Source organism: Microbacterium sp. p3-SID336, assembly GCF_025143365.1.
Lineage (GTDB): Bacteria > Actinomycetota > Actinomycetes > Actinomycetales > Microbacteriaceae > Microbacterium.
The window spans coordinates 1-24,319 of sequence record NZ_JALXPE010000059.1 but is presented as its reverse complement, the minus strand read 5'-3'; the positions used below and the strand labels follow the sequence as shown (position 1 = coordinate 24,319).

The 24,319-nt window shown below is 71.0% G+C and carries 19 protein-coding genes; 11 read left to right on the top strand and 8 right to left on the bottom strand.

Features of this window, described 5'->3' with window-relative positions:
- The 6 genes from M3C17_RS15475 to M3C17_RS15450 all read left to right on the top strand — a co-directional run.
- Positions 1-888, top strand: an 888-nt coding sequence (locus M3C17_RS15475; RefSeq protein ID WP_259978809.1) for a carbohydrate ABC transporter permease, incomplete at its 5' end; no start/stop codon positions are given.
- A complete protein-coding gene (locus M3C17_RS15470; protein ID WP_259978808.1) occupies positions 881-1,771 on the top strand; it encodes a carbohydrate ABC transporter permease in 891 nt (296 codons plus the stop codon). The genes M3C17_RS15475 and M3C17_RS15470, both read left to right, overlap by 8 nt.
- Before the next feature lie 3 nt (positions 1,772-1,774).
- A complete protein-coding gene (locus M3C17_RS15465; protein WP_259978807.1) occupies positions 1,775-2,830 on the top strand; it encodes a LacI family DNA-binding transcriptional regulator in 1,056 nt (351 codons plus the stop codon).
- A gap of 40 nt (positions 2,831-2,870) precedes the next feature.
- Positions 2,871-4,052: a Gfo/Idh/MocA family protein gene (locus M3C17_RS15460; RefSeq protein WP_259978806.1), complete on the top strand. Its 1,182-nt coding sequence runs from the start codon at positions 2,871-2,873 to the stop codon at positions 4,050-4,052.
- Between the two features lie 89 nt (positions 4,053-4,141).
- Entirely contained in the window at positions 4,142-4,726 is a 585-nt protein-coding gene (locus M3C17_RS15455) for a TetR/AcrR family transcriptional regulator (protein WP_259978805.1), read from the top strand.
- A 16-nt stretch (positions 4,727-4,742) separates the two neighbouring features.
- Positions 4,743-7,985: an efflux RND transporter permease subunit gene (locus tag M3C17_RS15450; RefSeq protein ID WP_259978804.1), complete on the top strand. Its 3,243-nt coding sequence runs from the start codon at positions 4,743-4,745 to the stop codon at positions 7,983-7,985.
- A gap of 93 nt (positions 7,986-8,078) precedes the next feature.
- Here M3C17_RS15450 and M3C17_RS15445 read toward each other — a convergent pair whose 3' ends face one another.
- Complete coding sequence (locus tag M3C17_RS15445; protein ID WP_259978803.1) at positions 8,079-8,975, bottom strand: aldose 1-epimerase family protein; 897 nt, start codon at positions 8,973-8,975, stop codon at positions 8,079-8,081.
- Between the two features lie 272 nt (positions 8,976-9,247).
- On the opposite strand from M3C17_RS15445, the gene M3C17_RS15440 reads away from it, so the two are divergent.
- Positions 9,248-11,641: a DEAD/DEAH box helicase gene (locus tag M3C17_RS15440; RefSeq protein WP_259978802.1), complete on the top strand. Its 2,394-nt coding sequence runs from the start codon at positions 9,248-9,250 to the stop codon at positions 11,639-11,641.
- Between the two features lie 228 nt (positions 11,642-11,869).
- Here M3C17_RS15440 and M3C17_RS15435 read toward each other — a convergent pair whose 3' ends face one another.
- Positions 11,870-12,409, bottom strand: coding sequence for a YaeQ family protein (locus M3C17_RS15435; RefSeq protein ID WP_259978801.1), 540 nt, complete (start codon positions 12,407-12,409; stop codon positions 11,870-11,872).
- Positions 12,410-12,420: 11 nt separating this feature from the next.
- Entirely contained in the window at positions 12,421-13,527 is a 1,107-nt protein-coding gene (locus M3C17_RS15430; protein ID WP_259978800.1) for an Rv2578c family radical SAM protein, read from the bottom strand.
- Between the two features lie 74 nt (positions 13,528-13,601).
- Between M3C17_RS15430 and M3C17_RS15425 the strand changes: the two genes are divergently transcribed.
- The 3 genes from M3C17_RS15425 to M3C17_RS15415 all read left to right on the top strand — a co-directional run bounded on the left by M3C17_RS15425 (position 13,602) and on the right by M3C17_RS15415 (position 16,088).
- Positions 13,602-14,534 (top strand): M15 family metallopeptidase, encoded by a 933-nt coding sequence (locus M3C17_RS15425; RefSeq protein ID WP_259978799.1) that lies wholly within the window; start codon positions 13,602-13,604, stop codon positions 14,532-14,534.
- A gap of 152 nt (positions 14,535-14,686) precedes the next feature.
- Positions 14,687-15,850, top strand: a complete 1,164-nt coding sequence (locus tag M3C17_RS15420) for an acyl-CoA dehydrogenase family protein (protein ID WP_259978798.1) — start codon at positions 14,687-14,689, stop codon at positions 15,848-15,850.
- 133 nt (positions 15,851-15,983) lie between these two features.
- Positions 15,984-16,088: a type II toxin-antitoxin system PemK/MazF family toxin gene (locus tag M3C17_RS15415; protein ID WP_259978797.1), complete on the top strand. Its 105-nt coding sequence runs from the start codon at positions 15,984-15,986 to the stop codon at positions 16,086-16,088.
- 21 nt (positions 16,089-16,109) lie between these two features.
- Here the strand turns inward: M3C17_RS15415 and M3C17_RS15410 are convergent, their stop codons facing one another.
- From M3C17_RS15410 to M3C17_RS15390, 5 genes are all read right to left on the bottom strand, one after another.
- Positions 16,110-16,736: an ECF transporter S component gene (locus tag M3C17_RS15410; RefSeq protein ID WP_259978796.1), complete on the bottom strand. Its 627-nt coding sequence runs from the start codon at positions 16,734-16,736 to the stop codon at positions 16,110-16,112.
- Positions 16,733-17,608: a siderophore-interacting protein gene (locus tag M3C17_RS15405; protein ID WP_259978795.1), complete on the bottom strand. Its 876-nt coding sequence runs from the start codon at positions 17,606-17,608 to the stop codon at positions 16,733-16,735. Before M3C17_RS15405 ends, M3C17_RS15410 begins: the two co-directional genes overlap by 4 nt.
- Before the next feature lie 10 nt (positions 17,609-17,618).
- Positions 17,619-18,437: an energy-coupling factor transporter transmembrane component T gene (locus tag M3C17_RS15400; protein ID WP_259978794.1), complete on the bottom strand. Its 819-nt coding sequence runs from the start codon at positions 18,435-18,437 to the stop codon at positions 17,619-17,621.
- Entirely contained in the window at positions 18,434-20,323 is a 1,890-nt protein-coding gene (locus M3C17_RS15395; protein WP_259978793.1) for an ABC transporter ATP-binding protein, read from the bottom strand. The genes M3C17_RS15400 and M3C17_RS15395 overlap by 4 nt, the downstream gene beginning before the upstream one ends.
- Positions 20,324-20,438: 115 nt before the next feature.
- The gene (locus M3C17_RS15390) at positions 20,439-20,984 is read right to left on the bottom strand and encodes an ECF transporter S component (RefSeq protein ID WP_259978792.1); all 546 of its coding nucleotides are present in this window, start codon (positions 20,982-20,984) and stop codon (positions 20,439-20,441) included.
- Positions 20,985-21,173: 189 nt separating this feature from the next.
- On the opposite strand from M3C17_RS15390, the gene M3C17_RS15385 reads away from it, so the two are divergent.
- On the top strand, positions 21,174-24,319 hold a 3,146-nt coding region (locus tag M3C17_RS15385; protein WP_259978791.1), incomplete at its 3' end, for a S8 family peptidase.

Sequence of the window (24,319 nt, the reverse complement as noted above, 5' to 3'; positions counted from 1 at the left end):
CCCCGCCGCCGCACTCCCGGCGCCTCGCCGTGGTGGGCGCTCGTGTTCCTCGGGCCCACCGCCCTCGGCCTGGCCGTGTTCTACCTGTGGCCGACCGTCCGCACGCTCCTCATCTCCTTCACGAAGACCGGACCCTTCGGGGGCTCCGAGTGGGTCGGATGGGAGAACTACGCGCGGCTGTTCCAGGAGCCCGAGCTGCTCGGAGCGCTGCGCAACACCGCGATCTACACGGTCATCGCCCTGATCGGCATCCCGATCGCGGTGGCCATCGCGGCGCTCCTGAACACCGCGGGGCTGAAGGGACGCAGTGCCTACCGCACGCTCTACTTCATCCCCGTCGTGACGATGCCCGCCGCGATCGCCCTCGTCTGGCGGATGATCTACAACGGCGACTACGGCGTGCTCAACGCCGCGTTGGGCGCCGTCGGGATCGAAGGGCGGAGCTGGCTCACCGACCCGAACACCGCTCTCGTCGCGATCGCCGTGGTCGGCATCTGGGCCGGACTCGGCACCAACATCGTGATCTTCCTCGCCGGGCTCCAGGGGATTCCCGACACCATCATGGAGGCCGCCGACCTCGACGGCGCAGGGCCCGTGCGGAAGTTCTTCTCGATCACCATCCCGCTGCTGTCCCCGTCGATCTTCTTCGTGAGCGTCATCAGCGTGATCGGCGCCCTGCAGGTGTTCGACCTCATCTACATGATGCTCGGCCGCAGCAACCCCGCGATGCCGAACACCCGCACGGTCGTGTACCTGTTCTACGAAGCGGGCTTCCTCGACAACGACCGCGGGTACGCGGCCGCGGTCGCCTTCCTGCTGCTGCTCATCATCCTGGTGCTGACGGTCGTGCAGTTCCGCCTGCAGAAGAAGTGGGTGCACTATGAGTGACGCCTCCCTCGACACCCGCGCCGTCGTCGGCGCCGCACCCGCCCGGGCGCGCGCCGCCGGGAAGCCGCGGAACCGGGGCCTGTGGGCCGTCCACGTCGTGCTGATCCTCGGCGCCGTGCTCATGGTGTTCCCCTTCGTCTGGCAGCTGCTGACGTCGTTCAAGACGCTGTCCGACTCGGTGCAGGTGCCGCCGTCGTTCCTGCCGCGCGAGTGGGTGTTCACCAACTTCGCCGAGGTGTTCGACTCGATGCCGTTCGGGCAGATGTTCCTGAACTCGGTGCTGCTCACGGTGGGCCGCACCGTCGGACAGGTCGTGCTGTGCACCATGGCCGGCTACGCCTTCGCGCGGATCCCGTTCCCCGGACGCAACGCGCTGTTCGTCGTGTTCCTGTCGGTGCTGATGGTGCCCTCCCAGCTCTACCTGCTGCCGCAGTACGAGATCATCCAGTCGCTCGGCTGGCTGAACACGCTGCAGGCGCTCATCGTGCCGGGCATCTTCAGCGCCTTCGGGACCTTCCTGATGCGGCAGTTCTTCCTCTCGATGCCGGCCGAGCTGGAGGAGGCCGCCCGCATCGACGGCGCGAATCCGTGGCAGACCTTCTGGCGGATCATGGTTCCGCTCGCGAAGCCTGGCATCATCGCACTTGTGGTGTTCACCGTGCTGTGGTCCTGGAACGATCTGCTGTGGCCGCTGATCGTGACGACGGACCCGGCGAGGATGCCGCTGTCGGTCGGGCTCTCGCAGCTCGTCGGCATCCACGGCACCGACTACCCGGTCCTGATGGCGGGCGCCCTGCTGGCGACCCTCCCCATGCTGGTGACCTTCATGATCCTGCAGCGGCAGTTCATCCAGGGCATCGCGTTCAGCGGGACGAAGGGATGAGCCATGGCACAGCGTGAGCACGCACCGAGCCGCCGCCCGACCCTGCGGATGGTCGCCGAGCGCGCCGGAGTCTCCACCGCGACCGTGTCGTACGTGTTCTCCGGTCGAGCCGGGGCGACCGGTGCGGGCGTGGCCGAGGCCACCGCAGCCAGGGTCCTCGCGGCGGCGGACGAGCTGAACTACCGGCCGAACACCGCGGCACGGGCGATCCGCACGGGTCGCAGCGGCATGGTGCAGCTGTCACTCCACATGCTCAGCGACCCGTGGTCGCTCGCGGTGGCCGAGGCCGTGAACGCCGAGGCGAACAAGCACGGCCTGACCACCCTCATCCTCGCGGACGGCGACTGGCACGCCGCGCTCGACCGCGTGGAGAGCGACGTGGCCTATCTCGACGGCGTGGGGCTGGACGAGGAGGCCGCCGCCCGGCTGGGCGACCTGGTCCGCCGCGGCCAGCGGCTCGTGGTGTTCTCCGAGCACCTGGAGCCGGACGGGTTCGACGTGATCCGCTCGGACGCGATCCCGGGCTGCGAGCTCGCGATGGACCACCTCCTGGAACGGCACACGGCGATCGGCTGCATCGCGGCCGAGGGCGCGGTGCGGCTCGCGGGGGAGCAGGTCACGCGGTACACGCCCTACGTGCAGAAGCTCGCGGCCGCGGGCATCGAGCGAGACCCGGCGTGGACCGCGACCTACGCGGAGACCCAGGCGAGCGCCTTCACCGCGGCCATCGAGCTGCTGTCGCGGGAGCACCGCCCCACGGCCGTGTACGCCACGACGGACTTCGCCGCGATCGCCGCGATCAACGCCGCCCACATGCTCGGGCTCCGCGTGCCCCACGACGTCGCGGTGATCGGCGTCGGCAACACCCCGGACGCCCGGCTCATCGCCCCCACCCTCACCACGGTCGGACCCACCGACTTCTACGAGCGACAGGCCCGCATCATCGTGGACAGGGCGCTGGAGAGCGATCCGTCTCCCGGCACCCTGCACGAGTTCTCCTGGACGCTCCTCCCCGGCGGCTCGACCGACCTCGACGCCCCCGTCTCGCGCGGCCGCTGAGTCGCGCCGCTCTGCATCGACCTCTCACGAAGGACTTCTGTTGGACCTCCACATCGGCATCATCGGCTTCGGCGCGCGCTCGACCCTCCAGGAGGAGGTGCACCGCCCCGGACTCGGCTCCCGCATCACCGCCGTGTGCGACCTCGCCGCCAGAGCCCGCGAGGAGGCGCGTCTGCTCGTGCCGGACGCCCTCGTCACGGACTCCCTCGACGAACTCCTCGCCTCCGGGGTGGACGCGGTGATGGTGCTCACCCCGGACGACACCCATGCCGCGCTGACCATCCGCGCGCTGGAGGCCGGGGTCCCAGTCTTCTGCGAGAAGCCCCTCGCGATCGACCTCGCCGACGCCGACCGGATGCTGGAGACCGCGCGGCGTACGGGCACGCGTCTCTACATCGGCCACAACATGCGGCACATGCCCGTCATCACCCTGATGCGCGGGCTCATCCAGGCCGGGCGGATCGGTCAGGTGAAGGCCGTCTGGGTGCGGCACTTCGTCGGCCACGGCGGCGACTTCTACTTCAAGGACTGGCACGCCGACCGGCGGCGGACCACGGGGCTGCTGCTGCAGAAGGGCGCCCACGACCTCGACATCATCCACTGGCTCGCCGGCGCCTACGCCGAGCAGGTCGCGGCGATGGGCGGCCTGAGCGTCTACGGCGACGTCAGCGACCGCCGGGACCGCGAGGGGGAGCGGATGCGTGACTGGTTCAGCATCGACAACTGGCCGCCCGCGGCGCTGACCGGTCTGCACCCCGTGATCGACGTGGAGGACATCTCGATGGTCAACCTGCGGCTGGAGGGCGGCATCTTCGCCTCCTACCAGCAGTGCCATTTCACTCCCGACTACTGGCGCAACTACACCGTGATCGGCACGGAGGGGCGCATCGAGAACTTCGGCGACCTGGCCGGCAGCGAGGTGAAGCTGTGGAACCGGAGGCACGCGAGCGCCGCCGAGGCCGACGAGGTGTTCATCGTGCCCGAGGTGCCGGACGCCGGGCATGACGGGGCCGACGCGCTGCTCGTGGCGGAGTTCCTGAGGTTCGTGCGGCACGGCGGTCTGACGGCCACCTCCCCGGTCGCGGCGCGCGAAGCCGTCGCGGCGGGCATCCTGGCGACGGCCTCGCTGCGCGGTGACGGATCCGCGCTTGAGATCCCGCCGCTTGACCCGGAACTCGTGGCCTACTTCGAGCGCGGGCAGACGGAGGCGGCGGCGGCCTGAGCGCACCCCGCCCGACCGGCGGGCACTCAGCGTCCTCACAAGCGGGCGAATGTACAAACGTACATGTACAGACGTTCCGGGGGTGAGCGATGGCGGAGGGCACGCGCCGACGACGCGACCCTGAAGCGCGCCGCCGCGAGATCGTCGCCGCCGCCGCGGAGCTCATCGTCGAGGTCGGCGCCGAGGCCATCACGCATCGCCTGGTCGCCGCGCGCGCGGGGCTGCCGCTCGGCGCCACCACGCAGTACTTCGCCACCCTCGACGACCTCCGCACCGCGGCCTTCGGCGCGCTCGCCGCGGAGATCGAGTGCCGGCTCGACGGTGTCAGACAGACCCTCGCCGAGCGCGGAGCAGGGGCCGACGTGATCGCGACCCTCGTGCACGACAGCATCGAGGACGGCCGTGCCGTGCAGGCCGACCGCGCCGTCGTGACCGCGGCGGTGCACGACCCGCGGTTGCGCGAACTCGCCCGTCACCTCGCCGACCGGCTCGTCGACCTCCTGGAGCCGACCTATGGCGCAGAGCGCGCCCGAGCGGCGATGATCTTCATCGACGGCGTCATGTGGAGCACCCACATCCGCGACGTCCACCTCGAACAGTCCTTCATCGAGACCGCACTGGCGCGGATCCTCGGAGATCCCCTCTCCACCCCTTCCGCAGCGACAGCCCCCTGACACCGAGGAAACCGCCTTGTCGAAACTCGCCATCCTCAGCCTGAAGAACCGCGCCCTCATCGCCCTGGTCACGATCGTCGCCGCGGTGTTCGGCGGTCTCGCCCTCACCAACCTCAAGCAGGAGCTCATCCCGTCGCTCGAGCTGCCGGCGCTCGTGGTCATGACCACGTACCCCGGTGCCTCGCCCGAGGTCGTCGAGAACGACGTCTCCACGCCGATCGAGTCCGCGATCCAGGGGGTGCCAGATCTGGAGTCGACCACGGCGACCAGCACCACCAACGCATCGATCGTGCAGGCCATGTTCGCCTACGGCACGAACCTCGCGACCGCGGAGCAGAAGATCCAGCAGGCGATCAACCGCATCTCGTCGCAGCTGCCGGAGGACGTGACGCCGCAGGTGCTCTCGGTGTCGATCGACGACTTCCCCGTGATCCAGGTCGCGGTGACCGGGTTCGACGACGCGGACAACGCACAGGCGGAGCTGGAGAGCGTCGCGATCCCCGATCTGGAAGACGTGGACGGCGTCAACGCCGCAGAGATCGTCGGAGGCGTCGGGCAGCGCATCAGCATCACGCCGGACGTGGCGCGGCTCGCCGCGGAGGGGCAGAGCACGCAGGCGATCAGCTCGGCGCTGCAGCAGAACGGCACGCTGTTCCCCGGTGGTGACATCACGGAGGACGGCGAGACGCTCACGGTGCAGACCGGGGCGAAGATCACCTCGGTGGAGGAGATCGCCGCGCTCCCGCTGGTCGGCAGCACCCTCACGATCGGGGACGTCGCCACCGTCGTGCAGGAGTCCGACCCGGTCACCTCCATCTCGCGCGTCGACGGCGAGGACGCGCTGTCGATCTCCATCACGAAGCTGCCCGCCGCCAACACGGTCGAGGTGTCGCAGGGCGTCATCGCGGCCCTCGACGGCATCGGCGACGCCCTCCCCGACGCCGAGTTCACCGTCGTGTTCGACCAGGCGCCGTTCATCGAGCAGTCGATCGAGACCCTCGCGACCGAGGGACTGCTCGGGCTCGTGATGGCCGTGTTGGTCATCCTCGTGTTCCTGCTGTCGGTGCGCTCCACCCTGGTCACCGCGATCTCGATCCCGACGTCCGTGCTCATCACGTTCATCGGGCTGCAGGCGTTCGGATACTCCCTCAACGTGCTCACGCTCGGCGCCCTCACGATCGCGATCGGCCGCGTCGTGGACGACTCCATCGTGGTGATCGAGAACATCAAACGGCATTACGTCGGCGACGCCGACAAGGGCGACGCCATCCGGCTCGCGGTGCGGGAGGTGGCCGCGGCCATCACCGCCTCGACCATCACCACGGTCGCGGTCTTCCTGCCGATCGTGTTCGTCGGGGACATGGTGGGCGAGCTGTTCCGGCCGTTCGCGATGACCGTGACGATCGCCATGGTCGCGTCCCTGCTGGTGGCGCTGACCATCGTCCCCGTGCTCGCCTACTGGTTCCTCAAGCCGGGCAAGCCGCTGCTCGACGAGCACGGCAACCCGATCGACCCCGAGCATCAGGACGCCCCGCCCACGGCCCTGCAGCGCGTCTACCGGCCGATCCTCGGCTGGACGCTGAAGCACTCCGGGATCACGGTCGTCCTCGCGGTCGTGGTGCTCGGCGCCACGCTCGCCGCCGCGCCGCTCATGAAGGTCAACTTCCTCAGCGACTCGGGCCAGAACACCATGACCGTGACACAGGACCTCGGTCCGACCGCGAGCCTGCAGGCGAAGTCCGACGCTGCCGTTCCCGTGGAAGAGGCGCTGCTGGACATCGACGGCATCGAGCACGTCCAGGCCTCCATCGGCTCCAGCGGTTCCGCGCTGCGCGACGCGTTCTCCGGGGGCGGAGGGGTCACCTACTCCGTGCTCACCGACGGCGACGCCGACCAGGAGAAGCTGCGCGCCGAGGTGCAGGACGCCATCGACGGGCTCGGCGACGAGGTCGGCGAGGTCACCGTGGCCTCGTCCGCCGGCTTCGGGTCGAGCGACATCGAGGTCACCGTGACCGCGTCGAACGGCGACGACCTCGCCGCCGCCACCTCCGCCGTCGTCGACGAGCTGCAGGGCCGTGAGGGCATCGGGCAGGTCACCGACAACCTGGCCGAGGCGCTGCCGTACATCGCCGTGGTGGTCGACCGGGAGGCCGCCGCCCAGGTCGGGCTCTCCGAGGTCGCCGTGGGCTCGATCGTGTCCAGCACGATGCGCCCGCAGCAGATCGGATCGGTCGAGATCGACGACACCGCGCTGACCGTGTACCTCGTGTCGCCGCAGCCGCCGACCACGGTCGAGGCGCTGCAGCAGCTCGCGATCCCCACCCCGACCGGCATCGTGCAGCTGCAGGACATCGCCACCGTCGAGGAGCGCAACGGACCCACCTCGATCACGACCGAGCAGGGACGCCGCACGGCCACCGTCACCGTGCCGCCCGCCTCGGACAACCTCGCGGTCGCGACCCAGTCGGTCACGGCGGCGCTCGCGGCAGCCGACCTTCCGGACGGCGCCTCGGCGGAGGTCGGCGGCGTCGCCTCGCAGCAGGCCGACTCGTTCTCGCAGCTCGGGCTCGCGATGCTCGCGGCCATCCTGATCGTCTACGTGGTGATGGTGGCCACCTTCAAGTCGCTGCGCCAGCCGCTGCTGCTGCTGATCTCGGTGCCGTTCGCTGCGACCGGCGCCATCCTGCTGCAGATCATCACCGGCGTCCCGCTGGGCGTGGCGTCGCTGATCGGTGTGCTGATGCTGATCGGCATCGTGGTGACGAATGCGATCGTGCTCGTCGACCTCGTCAACCAGTACCGCGAGAAGGGGCTGTCCACACACGACGCCGTCATGGCGGGAGGGGAGAAGCGTCTGCGGCCGATCCTGATGACGGCGCTCGCCACGATCCTCGCGCTCACTCCGATGGCGCTCGGGATCACCGGCCACGGCGGCTTCATCTCGCAGCCGCTCGCCATCGTGGTGATCGGCGGGCTCATCTCGTCGACCGTGCTCACGCTGATCGTGCTGCCGACGCTGTACAACCTCGTCGAGGGCGCCAAGGAGCGGCGTCGTGCACGTCGGGACGACGGCTCCGACGGCGGTACCGACGGCGGCGGCGAGAGCCCGACGGCACCGGATGCGCCCGCCGGATCGGCCGTCCGGCCCGAACCCGCACGCGAGGGAGCCGCCGCCGAGCCCGCGGTCGCCCCCGGCACCGCGCTGCCGCACGCGCCGCAGCTGACACGGCGGGAGCTGCGCGAGCACCACAGCGAGTAGCCGCGCGTTCACAACTCAGGAGAAAGGCCCCGATTCCCGTCCGCGAGGCGAGGATCGGGGCCTTTCCGGCCGGTTCTCCTGAGTTGTGAACGGTCAGTCGAGCGTGATGCCCCAGTTCAGCGTCCAGGTCTCGCCCGGGGCCAGGCGGCGCAGGCCCGTGCCGCTGTTGAAGGCGTCGGCGGGCGCCGTCATGGGTTCGATCGCCACCGCGAGCGGCGTGCCGGGGTAGTTCGTGGCCGTGTACACCTGCACGAAGTCGAAGCCCTCGCCCTGCCAGAGCGTGACCGTGCGGCCGTCGGGGGCGGTCAGCGAGTGGCGCACGCGCCCGTCCGCCCCGCGGTCGAGGTCGGTGAAGCCCGTGTCGAGGGTGACATCCCCGAGTCGCACGCCCTCCCGGAGCGCCGCGTCGGCGGGGCGGGTGTCGACCGGGAGCAGCCGCTCGTCGGTCTCGAACGCGGTGTGCGCCGCCACCCGCAGCACCAGCTCGTGCGGGTCCACATCCCCGATCGTCAGGAACGGGTGCGTGCCGAGGGCGACCGGAGCCGCGGAATCCGACCAGTTGGTGAGGGTGTGCGTCACGTCGATGCCGTCCGCGGTCAGCACGTACGACACCGAGGTCTCGAGCAGGTACGGGTAGCCCGTCTGCGGGAAGACGGTCGCCCGCAGGGTCGCCGCGCCCTCCGTCTGCTCGACGTCGTAGGGCGTGAATCGGAGCAGGCCGTGGCTGGCATTGCCCGTCTTCGGCTCGCTGATCGTCAGCTGCCGCGGCGTCCCGTCGTCATCCCAGCGGCCGTCGCGGATCCGGTTCGGCCACGGCGTGAGCACCACGCCCGAGCAGGAGGGCGTCGGCACGTTCAGCGGATACGGAGGCACCAGGTCGACCTCGCGAATGCGGAGGGAGCGGAGCGAGGCGCCCACCTGGGCGACCTGCGCCGTGACGTCGCCGAGTCGGAGCTGCACCTGGATGCCGGTGGGGGAGAGGGTGTTCACCTCGACATCGTAGTGCGGGCGGGCCGGCACGCGGGGGCCTCCCAGGGACGGCGGGTAGACTGGACGCGTCGGCTTCGGACACCCGCGCAGGGCGCGGACGTTTTTCAGTGTGTGAAGTGTGAGTCCAGGGGCCGATGGTGCGCGTCGCTCGACGCGAATCAACCATCACAGGAATGGCCCCGGACGCTGATCGTCCGGACTCCGCATCGGTCGGAGATGCTCGCGCGTGCGCGCGGCGCTGTTCTCGTGCGAGAACTCAGAAGGACACCCGAATGCCCAAGAGCAAGAAGCCCCGCGGCGGCCGCGCCGCCGCCAACTTCGAGCCGCGCTACGGCGCCAAGAAGACCTCGTTCCATGACCGGCACCGCGGCACCGCGAGCCGCGACGGCGCCCGCGACGAGCGCGGCGCCCGCGCCGAGACGGGCGACCGGCGCGCGACCGGCGGCTACGACCGCCGCCCCGGCAGCCGCAGCCCCGGGCACCGCGGATTCCGCCCGGAGGAGGCCGAGACCGGCGCCCCGAAGCGCCGGTGGAGCGCCCAGGAGCGTGCCGGTCGCGACGAGGCCCGCAGCATCCGCAACCGCGCCGAGTCCGGGCGCCGCGAGGCCCCGCATCACCGGGACGAGCGCGCCGGCGACCGTCCGCGGTATGCCGACCGTGGTGCCGAGCGTCCGCGGTTCGACCGTGGTGGCGACCGTCCGCGGTTCGACGCCAGCCGCGACGACCGCGGCGGACAGCAGCGCCAGGGCTTCCGCGACAACGACCACCGCGACGGCGCGCGTCCGCGGTTCGAGCGTGACGACCGTCCGCGTCGGGACGACCGCGGCACCTCGCGTCCGCGGTTCGAGCGTGACGAGCGCCCGCGTCGGGACGACCGGGGCGGCGACCGTCCGCGGTATGCCGACCGTGGGGCCGAGCCCCCTCGGTTCGACCGTGACGAGCGCCCGCGTCGGGACGACCGCGACGACCGGGGTCGCTCGAACGACCGGGGCACCTCCCGTCCGCGCTTCGAGCGGGACGACCGTGGCGCAGGGCGGTTCGACGACCGCCGCGACGACCGTGGCCGTGCGAACGACCGCGGCACCTCCCGTCCGCGCCTCGACCGCGACGACCGCGGCGCAGGGCGCTTCGACGACCGCCGTGGCGACCGTCCCCGGTACGGCCGCGACGACCGTGGCCGTGCGAACGACTCGGGCGCATCGCGCCCCGAGCGCTCCTACGACGCCGACCGGGCGCGCCGTGCGTTCGACCGGGACCGCACGCAGCGCGCGTTCGACGGTGAGCGCGAGCGTCCTCGCACGTCGACCGGAGGGGCGTACAGCACCGAGCGTCCGCGCCGCGACGAGCGCCCGCGTCGGGAGGAGCGCCCCGGCCGCAGCGACTGGAACGCGAAGCCCAAGGAAGGGTTCGCACCGGGCGACGACGTGGTGCACGAGCGGCTCGAGGCCCAGGCCGTGCAGGCCGTCGAGGTCGAGGGCGTGACCTTCGCCGACCTCGGACTCGGCTCCAACATCACCGAGACCCTGAAGAACCTCGGCGCGGAGACGCCGTTCCCGATCCAGGCGGCGAGCATCCCTGCCGTCCTCGAAGGCCGCGACGTGCTCGCCCGCGGGCGCACCGGCTCGGGCAAGACCATCGCCTTCGGTGCGCCCCTCGTCGAGCGCGTGCTGCAGTCGCAGGCGGGCAAGCGCCGCGAGTTCGGCCGCTCCCCGCGCGCGATCATCCTCGCTCCGACGCGCGAGCTCGCCCTGCAGATCGACCGCACGATCCAGCCGATCGCCCGCAGTGTCGGGCTGTTCACCACGCAGATCTACGGCGGTGTGCCGCAGGGCCGTCAGGTCGGCGCACTCAAGAAGGGTGTCGACATCGTGATCGGCACGCCCGGCCGTATCGAGGACCTGATGAACCAGGGCAAGCTCGACCTGTCCGACTGCCGGATCGCGGTGCTGGACGAGGCCGACCACATGTGCGAGCTCGGGTTCGTCGAGCCCGTGCAGCGCATCCTGCGTCGCACGGCAGAGGGCAGCCAGAAGCTGCTGTTCTCCGCCACGCTCGACCGCGAGGTCGCGGCGCTCGTGGACGAGTTCCTCGTGGAGCCGGCGGTGTTCGAGGTCGCGGGAGAGGACCAGGACTCCAGCACGATCGAGCACCGGGTGCTGGTGATCGAGCACCGTGACAAGGCGGACATCCTCACCTCGCTCGTCGACCGGGAGGGCAAGACCCTCGTGTTCGCGCGCACCCGGGCCTACGCGGAGATGCTGGCCGAGCAGTTCGACGACGCGGGCATCCCGGCCGTGTCGCTGCATGGCGACCTGAACCAGGCCAAGCGCACGAGGAACCTCGAGAAGCTGACGTCCGGACGGGTCTCCGTGCTCGTGGCCACGGATGTGGCGGCGCGCGGCATCCACGTCGACGACATCGACCTGGTGGTCCAGGCCGATGCTCCGGACGAGTACAAGACGTATCTGCACCGCTCTGGTCGCACGGGACGTGCCGGCCGCTCGGGTCGTGTGGTCACGCTGATCACGCGTCAGCGTCAGCGCCGGATGACCGAACTGCTCGACCGCGCCGAGATCGAGGCGCCGTTCGAGCAGGCCCGCCTCGACGACGACGTGATCGAGGAGATCGCCGGACGGGTCCCGACAGCCGCCGACCTGACGGCCTGACGGGCGGCATCGGCCGACTTCACCGCGAGGCCCCCCGGGACCCTGTGTCCCCGGGGCCTCGCGGCGTCTGTGTCCGGCCTCGGCCCGGTTCACAGCTCCTCAAGAACGCGGCGAATCGACCGGCGTCGGGGCCTCCGCGCGCCGTCCAGCGCTGTTTCTGCGGAGTTGTGAACGGAGCGGCAGCCGGAGTGGGCGGCCGGGGCGGCAGCCGGGGGCGGCGGAGTGGCGTCAGCCGAGCTCGTGCTCGTGGATCGCGGTCGCCACAGTGGTGCCGTTGAGGTCGAGGTAGAGCACGCGTTCGGTCACGGTGAGGCTCAGCGTGTTCCGGCGTTCGAGCAGGGGAGTGGCCGTGTCGATGAAACCGCCGTCGAAGCTGTGCAGGCGGATGTCCTCCGCGCGGTGGATCCGCTTGTCCGCCCACGGCGCCATCACCTTCACCGGGTCCCGGTGCGTGTACACGACGGTGCGCTCGGAGAGACGGCTGGCGTGATGGAGGCGCTCCGCGTCGGGGGCGCCCACCTCGATCCAGGCCAGGATCCTCCCGGTGAGGTCGCGCACGATCACCGCGGGCTCCTCGGTGTCGGAGACGCTGCCGCCGAAGGCGATGCCCTCCGCGAACTCCAGTCCGTAGGCCAGCACCCGCGTGAGCATGTACGCGTCGGTCTCGGACGGATGCCGTGCCGCGCGCAGGGAGAAGTCCTCGTAGATCCCGCGATCGGTGTCGGCGAGCTGCACGTCGAAGGTGTGGAGAGTGGATCCGATCGCCATGATCCTCGAGCCTACGCGGCTGCTCGTCGGCCTCGGAACAGCATCGGCGGCGCGGGCGCCGACGAGCGCCCGGTGGTGGTGAACGTCACCGCACCGCTCGTCGCCGGACTCGCGGTGTGGCCCTGGCCAGGGCGCATCCCGCGGCGCGGATAGTCGTCCTCATGACGGCCGTCCAGGCCGTGCATGCGGATGAGCGGTCGCGCGCGCTTGGCCAGCCACTGCCGGTAGGCCTTGGACGCCTCGGCCGACGCTCCGGGGTACAGGCCGCGGTACGACGACACGAGGTCGGGCCGATGGGACTCCAGCCACTGGAAGAACCACGGCTTGACGCCGGGCCGCAGATGCAGCGCCCCGTAGATCACGCTGCGCGCTCCCGCCTCCTTGATGCGCACGAGGGCGCTGTCGATCGCGTCGAGGGAGTCGGTCATGTGCGGCATGATCGGCATGAGGAACACGGTGACGGGGAACCCGGCGTCGGCGAGGGCGCGCACGGTGTCCAGCCGCGCCTGCGTGGTCGGCGCCCCGGGCTCGATCGCCTTCTGCAGCGCGTCGTCGTACATCGCGATCGACATCTGCACGTCGACGGGCACGCGCTGTGCGGCCTTCACCAGCAGCGGGATGTCCCGGCGGATCAGTGTCCCCTTCGTCAGGATCGACATCGGCGTGCCCGAGGCGGCGAGGGTCTCGATGATGCCGGGCATGAGCTTGTACCGCCCCTCTGCGCGCTGGTAGGGGTCGGTGTTGGTGCCGAGCGCGACCGTCTCGTGCTGCCAGCTCCCCCGGCGCAGCTCCCTCTCCAGCACCTCCACCACGTTGACCTTGACGACGATCTGCGAGTCGAAGTCGGCGCCCCCGTCGAGGTCGAGGTATTCGTGCGTGCCCCGGGCGAAGCAGTAGACACAGGCATGGCTGCAGCCGCGGTAGGGGTTGATGGTCCAGGCGAAGGGCATGCGGGAGGCCCCTGGTACGTGGTTGAGCGCGGACTTCGACAGCACCTCGTGGAACGTCATCCCGGCGAACTCGGGAGTGGTCACCGAGCGCAGAACGCTGCTGCGATCCTCCAGCCCGGGCAGCGCGGCGTCGTCCACGTCACCCAGCTTCTGTCCCTGCCACCGCATCCCCATATTCGAACAGATGAACGAGTCCGATGCAACCTGAATCCGGAGAAAACTTCGAATGAGACAATGGTCGGATGACCGTCTCGCCGCTTGCCCAGCATGCGGCTCCGCGTTCCCCGATCCGCGGTCCCGCGCTGCCCGTCGGCCTCGCCGTCGCCGCCCTCGGGATGCTGTTCTCGATCGCGTCGACACCCGTGCCCTCGTCCTCCGCGGCCGATGCGCTGCCCGAGCCGGTGGCCGTCGCGCAGGTGCCGGCAGTGCAGCTGGACGCGGCGGAGGCAGCCGACCCGTGTGCGGATCCGGCGGTGCAGCAGGCCATCGCCGACGGAGACGATGCGGCGACGATCGCGGGCTTCGGCGGAGGGGCGGCGTTCCGCGAGGCGGTGGTCGCCGGCAACGCGCCGTGCATCTCGCTCACCGATCCCGCGCGGGTCTGGGTCGTCGTGAACAAGAGCCTCCCGCTCGATCCCTCCGACTACGAGCCGCCCGCGTTGGACGCGGTGCCGCTGCAGATGACGACGCTGTCCGGCCGCGTGCGCCCCGACGTCGCCGCGGCGGTGGGCGCCATGGCCGAGGCGGCGTCCGCGGCGGGGATCGGCCGCATCGGCGCGAACAACGGCTACCGCTCCTACGGCCTCCAGGTCTCCACGTACGACTCGCATGTGCGCGACCAGGGTCAGGATCGCGCGGACGCCGGTTCCGCGCGGCCCGGGTACAGCGAGCACCAGACGGGTCTCGCGCTCGACGTGGTCGCGTGCGACGCGGGCTGCGGCGGGCTGGACTCGTTCGGCGGGACGGGTCAGGGGCAGTGGGTCGCCGAGCACGCCTGGGAGTACGGGTTCATCGTGCGCTACGAGGAATCGGGCACCGCGGTGACCGGCTACGGCGCGGAGCCGTGGCATCTCCGGTATGTCGGCGCCGACCTGGCCAGGGCCTACCACGAGGGCGGATTCCACACGCTGGAGGCGTTCTTCGGGCTGCCTGCCGCCCCCGACTACGCGCACTGATCCTGCATCGCTCGGCGGTTCTGAGGCTTTCCACAATCGCGGTACCGAGTGCCACGATCTGTGGGATGCATTCTCACAACGTCCCGCCCCGTGTCCGCGGTGGATCGTAGAATCGCGGGAGCGACGACGCACGACACGTTCGGGAGGACGGCATGGAACGCGACATCTACGAAGAGGATCACGAGGCATTCCGGGACCTCGTCAAGGACTTCGTCAAGCGCCACGTGACGGGTGAGGCGATCGAGAAGTGGGACGCCGACGGTGAGGTCGACCGCGCCACGATGCGCGCGGCCGGCGAGTCCGGGCTGATCGGCCTGTCGGTGCCCGAGGAGTTCGGCGGTGCGGGAATGCTGCAGGACTATCGGTTCCGCGCGATCGTGAACGAAGAGGTGATCGCGGCCGGTGCGGGTTCGCTCGCCGGCGCGTTCGGCATCCAGGACGACCTGGCCGTCCCGTACCTCGTGCACATGGGCACGCAGGCGCAGAAGGAGAAGTGGCTGCCGCGCATGGCGACCGGCGAGGTGATCGGCGCGCTCGCGATGACCGAGCCCGGTGCGGGCAGCGACCTGCGCGGCATCAAGACCACTGCGAAGAAGGTCGACGGCGGCTACCTCGTCAACGGCGCCAAGACGTTCATCTCGTCGGGCGCCACGGCCGACCTGGTCGTGACCTTCGTCAAGACCGGCGAGGGCAACCGCCCCGACGCGTTCAGCCTGGTGCTGATCGAAGACGGCATGGAGGGCTTCGAGCACGGCAAGAAGCTGAAGAAGATGGGCTTCCACGGCCACGACACGGCCGAGCTCTCCTTCACCGACGTGTTCGTCCCGGAGGAGAACCTGATCGGCGGTGCCGAGGGCAAGGGCTTCATCCAGCTGATGATGAACCTGCCGCTCGAGCGCCTGTCCATCGGCGTCGCGGGAGCGGCCGCCGCGCAGGCCGCGCTGGACTGGACCGTCGCCTACACGAAGGATCGTGAGGCGTTCGGCGAGCGGATCATCGACTTCCAGAACAGCCGGTTCGCGATCGCCGACATGGCCACCACGGTCGACGCGCTGTGGGCGTACATCGACCGTGCGCTGCTCGCCTACAAGGAGGGGAAGCTCTCGGCCGAGGAGGCGGCGAAGGTCAAGTTCTGGGCGACGGAGCGCGAGTGGGAGGTGCTCGACGCGGGCGTGCAGCTGCACGGCGGCTACGGCTACATCACCGAGTACCCCATCGCGCGCGCGTTCCTCGACGCCCGCGTGCACCGCATCTACGGCGGCACTAACGAGATCATGCGCGAGATCGTCGGCCGGCAGATCGCCGGCAAGCGCTGACGCGGCGCCCGCGCGGCACGTTCCGAACGCACCCCCGGACTCCTCCGGGGGTGCGTTCACGTCCGGACGCTCGCCGTGGCAGTGCCCGATTCCAGCAGTGCTACCCACGGTGCTACCGGAGTAGGCCGAGCAGGTGCGCACCGTGGCGGTCGCGCGCATCGTGCGCCCCGCCGGCTGGATTCCGGCAGAGCTGATGGCGGAACTCGACGAGGCCCTGCGCCTGCACCTGTCGCTGTAGCGACCGGGGCGATCGGAAGACTCAGCGACGAGGGCCGACGCCGGCGGCGCGCAGACGATCCGCGATCAGGATGCCGAGTGCGGTGCCGCCGAGGCAGCTGGCGAGGGTGATGGCGAAGAACAGCACTCGGGTGCCGACCGGGAACGAGCCCAGGTCGAACGATGCCCACGCCAACAGCGGATACACGATGCCCACGACGGCCGCGCCGATGTAGTGCAGCCAGGTTCCCCAGTACCGCCACATCACGAACAGGAACGGCAGCTCGGTGAAGGCCGCCCACCACAGGTTCGTGGCGACGCTGCCGAAGCCGTAGCCCGAGAAGGGCACGATCACGAGCCCCGCGAGCAGGCCGACCAGCAGTCCCACGAGCGGTCGACGCAGCAGACGCAGCGCGATGACGGACGGCAGCAGCCACAGCCCCGCGAGGCCGACGCTCACGAACGGCAGACCGGGGAACAGGATGGTCGAGAGCCAGTTCGCGGGGGCGAGCAGCAGTCCGCCCGCCACGCCGAGCGCCGCGCACGTCAGCAGCAGCGCCGTCGGGAAGCGGAAGCGGCGGCTCCGGGAGGCCGGGACGGGCGTCGGTTCGGGGTGCGACCCCGGTGCGGCCGCACCGGCGCGGCCGTTCGTGGCCTCGGTGCCGCTCATGCGCGGGGCTCCGCGGCGGCCTCGCGGGCGGCCTTGGAGGCGGGGGCGGCGGCGCCGATCTTCCAGTAGCCGCAGAAGCTCACCGCGTTCTTGTCGACGCCGCGCTCGCCGACCAGCAGCTTGCGGGCGCCCGACGCCAGCGCCTGCTCGCCTGCCGCATAGGCGTGCAACGGCGCGGTCGGCAGCTCGGTGCGGCTGAGAGTCTCCAGCGCGAGGATCCCGGGGGCGGTGCCATCCGGGCGGACGATCCAGATCAGCTCGACGCCGGGCGGCCGGGGGAAGTCGAGCGCATCCTCCGCCGACGGGACCTCGACGATCGCGGTGCCCGTCGCGTGCGCCGGGAGCGACCCGCTGATCGACGCGATCGCGGGCAGCGCGGTCTCGTCGCCGACGAGCACCACCCGATCCGTGCCCCGCTGCGGGTTGAAGGCCAGGCCCTCGTCGATGATGAGCACGTGCTCCCCGGGCGTGCAGGTCTCGGCCCACCGCGACGCCGGGCCGGCGGTGCCGTCGTCGGCGGATCCGTGCAGGACGAAGTCGACGTCGATCTCCGCGCCCGCGTCCGCGGTGGCAGGGCGATACGCCCGCACCGTGTAGTTGCGCATCACGGGCCGCTCGCCGTCGGGGATGCGGAGGAACCGGAGGTAGCCGAACATCCTGTTGGCCTTCGCCGGCACGCGCTCGAGCCCCGCTTCACCGCCGATCGGCAGGAAGAGTCGGAACCACTGGTCGTAGCCCATCGGCCGGAAGCGATCGATCTCGCCGCCGCCCAGGGTCACGCGCATCCAGTGCGCTGACAGCCGTTCGCTGCGCAGCACGGTGAGGTGCAGGAGCTCGGCGCTCTCGGGCTTGACCATCTTGCTGAATGCCATCGGGTGCCTTTCAGGGGAGCTGCCAGGGGAAGAACACGAGGAAGATCGCGGCGGACGCCACGAGCATGAGCACGGTGAAGACCGCGTCACGCCGGCGGAACGGCACGAGATGCCGCTCGGTGCGGGTCGGGTGGGCGCCGAACGCGCGGGAGTCCATCGCGAGGGCGACACGCTCGGCGTGGCGGATCGCACCGGCGAGCAGGGGCACGATGTACCCCCATCCGCGGGCGATGCGCGCGAACGGGCCGCGGCCGCCGTGGTACCCGCGCACGCGATGCGCCGCGCGGATGACGGAGAGCTCGTGGCCGAACCGCGGTACGAACCGGAAGGCCGCGAGGGCCGTGTAGCCGATGCGGTACGGCACACGCAGCTGCTGCACGCTGGCGCGCACCAGGTCGGACCCGCTCGTGGTCAGGCCGCCCACGAGAGCGAGCGCCACGATCGCCCCGAGGCGCAGCGCGGTCGCCGCCCCGATCAGCAGGGCGCCGCTGTAGAGCGTCCAGCCGCCGAGGGTCAGCACGGGGGCGCTCTCGTCCACCCGCGCGGCGTCGACCCACAGCGAGAACCCGAGGGCGATCGCGGCCATGCCGACGGGCAGCCCGATCAGCAGCAGCGCCAGCAGGCGGGGCGTGACCCGTGCCCCGATCAGGATCAGGGCGTACGCGAGCACCAGGAACGCGGCGGGGGTGGCCAGGTCGCGCACGAAGACGAGCAGCACCATGGCCGGGGCGAACCCGGCGACCTTCGCGAGCGGGTTGAGCGCGTACAGGAACTGGTGGCGTGCGGTGGCCGTCAGCTGCGCGTAGGGGTCGAAGGCGGCCGCGGTCACGGGGCCACCGCCACTCCGGCGTCGGCGAGCACGCGCTGCAGGGCGGGGAGCCGCAGGCCGGCGCGGGCGAACAGCGCCGGATCGGAGAACAGCTCCGCCGTGGGGCCGGCCGCTGCGACCCTGCCGTCCGCGAGCACGAGCGTGTGCGTGGTGTGCTCGGCCACCAGCTGCAGGTCGTGCGTGACGATGACCACGGTGGTGCCGTCCGCGCGCAGGCTCTGCAGCAGGTCGAGCAGTTCGGCGGCTCTGGCCCGATCCTGGCCGAACGTCGGCTCGTCGAGCGCGAGCACCCGAGGGCGGGTGATGAGGGCTGTGCCGACGGACAGCCGTCGCTTCTCGCCGCCGGAGAGCAGGAACGGATGCACCGCCGCCTTGTGCGCGAGACCGAACCGCGTCAGCATCTCGTCGACGCGCGCGGTCACCTCGTCGTCCGGCACGTGCCGCAGCCGCAGCCCGTGCGCGAGTTCGTCGAACACGGTCGCGGCGATGAACTGATGCTCGGGGTTCTGGAACACGAACCCGATGCGGGCGGCGAGGTCGCGCGGCGACGCGGTGCCCGGGTCGATGCCGTCGATCGAGATCCGGCCGCGCGGCGGCGGGACGACCCCGGCGAGCGCCTGGATGAGCGTGGTCTTGCCCGCACCGTTCGCCCCGACGATCGCGGTGAAGGTCCCGGCGTCGAGGTCGAGGTCGATGCCGTGCAGGATCGGCGTGCGTCGTCGGGTCACCGTGAGGTCGCGCGCGCGGATGATGGGTGCCGCCCCTCCGTCGGAGACGGGACGGGAGGCGTCGCCGCGCCCCGGTTCCGTGTTCGCCTCGCGGGCGGGAGTGGCGGGAGCGCGGGCAGCGGGAGCCGCGGTGGAGACGCCAGCGGTGGGAGTGCCCGGAGACCCGGGCGCGGGAGCCGCGGCGGAGACGCCGGTGGCGGGAGTGGCCGGAGAGCCGGGCGCCGGAGTGCCAGCGGGAGTGGCCGGAGAGCCCGGCGCGGGAGTGGCGACGGTGAGTGTCCCGCCGTGCCGCGCCGATTCCGGTGCCGAGGCGAGCGCGGCAGCGAGCTCCCCGGGCGAGAGCGGCAGCGGGTCGAGTCGGTGGCCCTGACGGCGCAGGCGCAGGGCGGCGAGGGTGGCGGCGGGCAGCCACACGCCCATCGCCACGAGCTCGTCGGCGTGTTCCCGGATGATCGAGGCCGCGGGGCCGTCGAACGCCACGCGTCCGTCACGGTCCAGCACGATGGTCCGGGTGACGAACGCCATCGCGGCGTCCAGGTTGTGCTCCACGAGCAGGATGGCCCTGTCGCCGGCGGCCACCACGTCCGTCAGGGCGGCGTAGACGTCGTCGATGCCCTGCGGGTCGAGGTTCGCGGTGGGCTCGTCGAGCACGATCAGCGGTGAGCCCATCGCCAGGGCGCAGGCGATCGCGAGGCGCTGTCGCCCGCCGCCGGAGAGGTGATCGGGGTTGTCGTCCCGCCGCTCCCAGAGTCCCACCCGGCGCAGCGCGTCCTCGACGCGGGCGCGCACCGTCTCGAGCGGGAGCAGCAGGTTCTCGGGCCCGAATGCGACCTCGTCGTACACGGTGCCCGTGACGATCTGGGCGTCCGGGTCCTGGAACACCATCGCCACGTGCGTGCTCAGGGTGGCGGTCTGTGCGGTGGCGGTGTCGATGCCCCCGGCCTCGACCGTCCCGGTCATCTGCGCGGGCAGCGCGTGCGGGATGAGGCCGTTCAGGGCGAGGGTGAGGGTGGACTTGCCGGAGCCGGACGGCCCGAGCAGCAGCACGACCTCCCCGGGGGTGATGTCGAACGTGACGTCGCGCGGGGACGGGTGCGTCGCATCGGCGTGCGTGAGGGTGAGCTCGCACACGCGGAGCAGGGGCACAGATGAGGGCACGACGGTTTCCGGGTTCGAGGGAGATGTGCCTCTAACTTAGCTGAGCCTTACCTGCCTTCGCCATCGCGCGGACGAGCGCCGGCGCGAGCGTACGACCTCGTGCTGATGTGAGGCGTCAGCGGCGGGCGACGCCGGCCCGGCGCAGCGAGGAGCCGACCGCGAGGCCGACCGCGGTCCAGGCGACGGGGCCGAGCACCGAGATCGCCAGGTAGAGGATCTGCGCCCACAGCGGCATCACCGACAGATTCGCGGCGAAGAACACCACCACCGCCACGATCACCCCGATGATCGCGGCCGAGATGAAGAACCGCCACGCACCCCAGGCCCGGTACCGGGTGAGCGCGGCGACACCCTCCTGGATCAGCCCGAACAGCAGCGCCGTGCCGATGAACCGCAGCGCCCAGGCGGGGTTGAACGCGCTCGCGACCAGCGCGGCGAACACGTGCGCGATGAGGGCGACCAGGGGCAGACGCAGCACCTCCTGCGCGATGATGCCGGGCAGCACGTGCGACCCCAGCACCAGGCCGTAGAGGAACAGCAGCGGGCTGGCGAGCAGCACCGGCGTCACCCATCCGGCGATGCCGCCCAGGATGCCCGTCGCGACGCCGATCGCGGCGCAGATCAGCAGCACGCGAGTCGACAGGACGGGGGTTCGGGCCACGGCTCCAGCTTACTGGCGACCTTCGCCAGAGGCGGCCGCCGCCCACCCTGACCGATCGCCACCCCCGCATCAGACCATCGTTCAGTTCTCGATCCGGAGGCGAGGAGCGGGGTTATGTTGATCCGCGGTGCGGCAACGACGCTGCACCCAGATCATCGGGAGCGAGATATGGGTCGAACACCCCTCCGGATGGCAGCGGCCACCACCCTGGCCACGCTGTTCATCGCATCGACGGCCACAGCCGGCTACGCAGCGACCGGGGAGGTGACGCACCCCGTCCCGGTCGCGGGCACGCCAGGGCACTACATCGTGATCATGAAAGCCGATCCGCTCGCCAGCTACGAAGGCGACGTCAAGGGACTGAAGGCGACGAAGCCCGCCGAAGGCGAGCAGCTCGAGACGCAGTCGCAGGATGCGCAGCGCTACGTCAAGCACCTCGAGTCCGAGCAGTCCACGCTCATCAACGATGTCGGCGTCACGCCGGACACCACCTACCAGGTCGTGCTCAACGGGTTCAGCGCCGACCTCTCGGGCGACCAGGTGGATCAGCTGCGGGCCTCCAAGGATGTTCTCGGCGTGTTCCCCGATGAGATCCGTCACCCCGATGCGCAGACGTCGACCGACTACCTCGGTCTCGGCGACGACCGCAGGGGCCGCGGTGGCGTGTGGCAGCAGACCGGAGGCGTGAGCAAGGCCGGAGAGGGCGTCGTGGTGGGCGTGATCGACACCGGCATCGCCCCCGAGCACCCGTCGTTCGAGGGCAAGAAGCTCAAGCAGCAGAAGAAGCAGAACAGCCGCCACAAGGGCCAGCAGCCCTACACCGACGGCACCTACGTGTACTTCGACAAGTCCGACGGCGGGCAGTTCCGCGGCGCCATGGTCGAAGGGCAGGACTGGGACAAGGGCGACTACTCGACGAAGCTCATCGGCGGGCAGTACTTCTTCGCGGGAGCCCAGGCCGCGGGCTTCGACTTCCAGTACGACTACCTCTCGCCGCGGGACGGCGACGGTCACGGCTCGCACACGGCGAGCACGGCGGCGGGCAACTTCGGGGTGGAGGCCGCGGTCGAGGGCGTCGACTTCGGAACCGTCTCGGGCGTCGCTCCCGGGTCGAAGGTCGCCGCGTACAAGGCCTGCTACGTCGGGCCCGATACGACCGTGACCACGGACGACATCTGCGCGCTGAGCGACCTCGTCGCCGCGATCGATCAGGCCGTCGCCGACGGCGTCGACGTGATCAACTACTCGATCGGCGGCGGTGCCGCGAGCACCGTGATGGCCCCGGAGGACCTCGCATTCCTCAACGCCGCAGCCGCCGGCGTCTTCGTCGCGACCAGCGCCGGCAACGACGGTCCGGATCCGGTCACGGCCGACCACGCGTCGCCCTGGTACATGACGGTCGCCGCCTCCACCATCCCGACGTGGGAGGGCACTGTGCAGTTCGACGGGTTCGCGCAGGCCGGCGCCTCCGTGAGCGTGCCGTTCGGCCAGAGCGTCTCCGGGCCCTCCATCGCCGCCGTGGACGCCGCGGCGGCCGGTGCGGTGGATGCGCAGCTGTGCCTGCCGGGCACCCTCGACCCGGCGAAGGTCGCGGGACACATCGTGGTCTGCGACCGCGGCGGCAACGCGCGCGCCGAGAAGTCCCAGGTGGTGAAGGACGCCGGAGGTATCGGCATGGTACTGGTGAACGTGCCCGGTGGCGCGGACTCGCTCGACAACGACTTCCACGCCGTGCCGACCGTGCACCTGAACGCCGTGCACCGGGAAGCCGTGCTCGCCTACGTGCAGGGCGGAGTCGATCGCCCGATCACCCTCGTCGGCGAGAACACCACCGGGGTCACCACCCCGACGCCGCAGATCGCGGGCTTCTCCAGCCGCGGTCCTGTCCTGGCGGACGGCACCGATGTCCTGAAGCCGGACATCGCGGCGCCGGGTGTCGCGATCCTCGCCGCCACGCACAACGCGCCGGGCGAGCAGCCGACCTTCGGCATCCTCTCCGGCACGTCGATGGCCTCCCCGCACATCGCGGGTCTCGGGGCGCTGTACCTCGGGGAGCATCCGCGGGCGACGCCCGGGGAGATCCGTTCGGCGATGATGACCACCGCCTCCGACACCGTGCTTCCCGACGGCTCGGCGAACACGAACCCCTTCGAGCAGGGCGCAGGGCAGATCGACGCCAAGCGCTACCTGAACCCGGGGCTGCTGTACCTCAACGGCTACAAGGACTGGGCGGCCTTCCTCGACGGGAAGGGGCTGTCGGACTTCCCCGGCATCGACCCCATCGACGGCAGCGACCTGAACCAGGCCTCGATCTCCATCGGGTCTCTGGCCAGCGCGCAGACCGTCACCCGCACGGTCACCTCGACCGAGAAGGGCGTGTTCACCGCGAAGGCCTCGGTCCCCGGCGTGAACGTCACCGTCACCCCGTCGCAGCTCACGTTCGACAAGCCGGGGCAGTCGAAGACCTTCACCGTCACGTTCGACAGCACCAGCGCTCCCGTCGAGCAGTGGGCCACCGGCGCGCTCACCTGGACGAGTGCCAAGAACACGGTGCGCTCGCCCATCGCGGTGTTCCCGGTCACGGCGGATGCGCCGACCGAGGTCACCGGCAGCGGTGCCGACGGCAGCACGACGGTGGACATCATCCCCGGCCTCGACGGCGATCTGGCGCTGAACCTCTCGGGTCTGACCCCGTTCCAGCTGCTCAGCGACCCGGACAACCCGGTCGAGGGGCATTCGGGGAACGAGAACTCCGGCGACGCGAACAAGGACGTGGCCTGGATCGTCGAGGTGCCGGAGGGCACGACGCTCTCGCGGTTCGACCTCGACTCCTCCGACGACGAGGGCAGCGACCTCGACCTCACCGTCTACCGGGTGGTGGGTCCGGAGGACCTGCGGTACTACGAGCAGTGGCAGTCTGCGACGGGCTCGGCCGACGAGCAGGTCACGGTGCCGACGCCGACGCCGGGCACCTACCTCGTGGTGGCGAACCTGTACTCGACGACCGGACCGATGACGTGGGACATGACCTACGCCAACGTGCTCCCCGGTGACGAGGGCGCGTTCACCGCGACGCCGACCCCCCTCGCCGCGGTGCGCGGGGAGAAGACGAGCTTCGAGCTGAGCTGGACCGGTCTGACCGCCGGCACCCGCTACCTCGGACTCGTCCAGTACGGCGACTCGGCCGTGCGGACCGTGGTGACGGTGACCGTGCCGGCGGACGCCGCGCCGGCCCCGACCCCCGAGCCGACGCCGACCCCGGAGCCGACCCCGACACCGACGCCCACCCCGGAGCCGACTCCGGCTCCTGATCCGACGCCGGAGCCGACGCAGCC

Bases quoted from the DNA above. Each gene is read 5' to 3' on its own strand.
- M3C17_RS15410 (WP_259978796.1), bottom strand. From the start codon at position 16,736: ATGAGCGGCACCGAGGCCACGAACGGCCGCGCCGGTGCGGCCGCACCG.
- M3C17_RS15470 (WP_259978808.1), top strand. From the start codon at position 881: ATGAGTGACGCCTCCCTCGACACCCGCGCCGTCGTCGGCGCCGCACCC.
- M3C17_RS15435 (WP_259978801.1), bottom strand. From the start codon at position 12,409: ATGGCGATCGGATCCACTCTCCACACCTTCGACGTGCAGCTCGCCGAC.
- M3C17_RS15405 (WP_259978795.1), bottom strand. From the start codon at position 17,608: ATGGCATTCAGCAAGATGGTCAAGCCCGAGAGCGCCGAGCTCCTGCAC.
- M3C17_RS15455 (WP_259978805.1), top strand. From the start codon at position 4,142: ATGGCGGAGGGCACGCGCCGACGACGCGACCCTGAAGCGCGCCGCCGC.
- M3C17_RS15420 (WP_259978798.1), top strand. From the start codon at position 14,687: ATGGAACGCGACATCTACGAAGAGGATCACGAGGCATTCCGGGACCTC.
- M3C17_RS15465 (WP_259978807.1), top strand. From the start codon at position 1,775: ATGGCACAGCGTGAGCACGCACCGAGCCGCCGCCCGACCCTGCGGATG.
- M3C17_RS15430 (WP_259978800.1), bottom strand. From the start codon at position 13,527: ATGCGGTGGCAGGGACAGAAGCTGGGTGACGTGGACGACGCCGCGCTG.
- M3C17_RS15440 (WP_259978802.1), top strand. From the start codon at position 9,248: ATGCCCAAGAGCAAGAAGCCCCGCGGCGGCCGCGCCGCCGCCAACTTC.
- M3C17_RS15425 (WP_259978799.1), top strand. From the start codon at position 13,602: ATGACCGTCTCGCCGCTTGCCCAGCATGCGGCTCCGCGTTCCCCGATC.